This window comes from uncultured Legionella sp., from assembly GCF_937871865.1.
Taxonomy (GTDB): Bacteria; Pseudomonadota; Gammaproteobacteria; order Legionellales; family Legionellaceae; genus Legionella.
This window is the reverse complement of sequence record NZ_CALMPD010000234.1, coordinates 1-1,610: the sequence shown is the minus strand read 5'-3', so window position 1 is coordinate 1,610 and position 1,610 is coordinate 1. Positions and strand designations below refer to the sequence as shown.

Genomic DNA, 1,610 nt, shown 5'->3' with positions numbered 1-1,610 from the left:
ATCAGTAGACTTTAAAATTACAGGACAAAACTATTTTATATAACAAGGATGTTATTCTATGTTCAATAAATCCATTAAAGAAAGGCTATTTCCCACGGTATATACTATTTTATCTACATCAATAATTCCATGCGATTTAAGTATTTTGGATCGCTCTTTATACACTCTTTTGCAGCAAATTGTGCGTTTAGTGAAACATAAATACGACATCAATGATGATTATAACAACGAACGTGTTAGAGCGCGATTTGCTAGTTCAGATTATACTAAGGCAAAAATTATTTTGTTAAATGATTTACAAGATTGTGGTGGTTCAAATTCAGATAAATCGTATAAAGCGCTTCTCTGTACACGACAAAAATCTAATTCAGTTGTAACTCGTTGAAAATCCAATATAATCTCACGCGTCGAAACGGAGGTTATATTATATGGATCATATCAACGAGTTAATCGGTATTCTAAATTCAAATTTTAATTGGAACAAGGCTCGTGTTACATGTTTTGCAAAGATGTTGTTAGCCTTATTGGTTACAAGGACTGTTAATTTGAACAAAATAGCGTGTTCAATGAGCAGTCCAGCGGATAAAACATCACGATATAGGCGTCTTCAGCGGTTTTTTGCTGAAGTTACAATCGATTTTGAAATGATTGCCGGGTTTCTTTTTCAATTGTTTTTTGTGACAAATGGCAGTTGGTATTTAACGATGGATCGCACCAACTGGAAATGGGGTAAGGCAGACATCAATATTTTAACACTAGGAATCGCATTTAAGGGTATTGCCATTCCGATTTACTGGGAGCTGCTTGATAAAAGAGGCAACTCTGATACACAAGAGCGCATTGCATTAATCCAGAAGTTTATTGATCGCTTTGGAAAGTCATGCATAGCAGGTCTTTTAGCCGATCGAGAATTTATTGGTCAAGAGTGGTTGGGATGGCTGATTAACGAGAAAATCCTCTTTTGGATTCGCATCAAAGATAACTTGCTTACAACCGACTCTCGTGGTCGCCCATGTAAAGTAAAAGCATTATTTCGCCAATTACCGCTTAATCATGAGCTCTCATTATATGGCAAGAGAAACATACTTGGACATGCTCTCTATGTCGCTGGAATGAGGCTGGTTGATGGTGACTATCTAATAATTGTTACTCCGGATTACCCTGGTTCAGCCATTGGGATATATGCACATCGATGGGAGATTGAAACACTGTTTTCATGTCTCAAAGGGCGTGGTTTCAATTTTGAGGACACGCACATGGTTGCGCTTTCGAAGATTAAAAAATTGATGGCTCTATTAGCGATTGCTTTTTGTTGGGCGCATAAAACAGGCGAGTGGTATCATGAGATAAAGCCTATTAAAATCAAATCACATCGCAGGCCAGCTGTAAGTTTATTCAGATATGGGCTGGATTATATTGTCGATATTTTAATGAATCTGTTTTATAAAAATCATTTGTTCTCAGAGTGTTTGAATAAAATCAAGCCACCCCAATTTGATTATACATTACATGGAACGGGCGTATGAAAAATTGTCGTGTACAGAGAATAATTTTAATTCCATTTGACCTATGAGCCGAATAAGTCTATCATTTGGCTCATATAGTGAGCC

The 1,610-nt window shown here is 36.6% G+C and carries 2 protein-coding genes; both read left to right on the top strand.

Annotation, left to right across the window (positions count from 1 at the left end):
- The first annotated feature begins 58 nt into the window (after positions 1-58).
- Positions 59-385 carry a hypothetical protein gene (locus tag Q0495_RS12460; protein WP_298626848.1) on the top strand — a complete coding sequence of 109 codons (327 nt, stop codon included), beginning with the start codon at positions 59-61 and terminating at the stop codon, positions 383-385.
- Between the two features lie 43 nt (positions 386-428).
- Complete coding sequence (locus Q0495_RS12455; RefSeq protein WP_367274418.1) at positions 429-1,526, top strand: IS4 family transposase; 1,098 nt, start codon at positions 429-431, stop codon at positions 1,524-1,526.
- Positions 1,527-1,610 lie beyond the last annotated feature (84 nt).

Coding starts and splice junctions, on each gene's coding strand:
- Q0495_RS12460 (WP_298626848.1), top strand. CDS start 59: ATGTTCAATAAATCCATTAAAGAAAGGCTATTTCCCACGGTATATACT.
- Q0495_RS12455 (WP_367274418.1), top strand. CDS start 429: ATGGATCATATCAACGAGTTAATCGGTATTCTAAATTCAAATTTTAAT.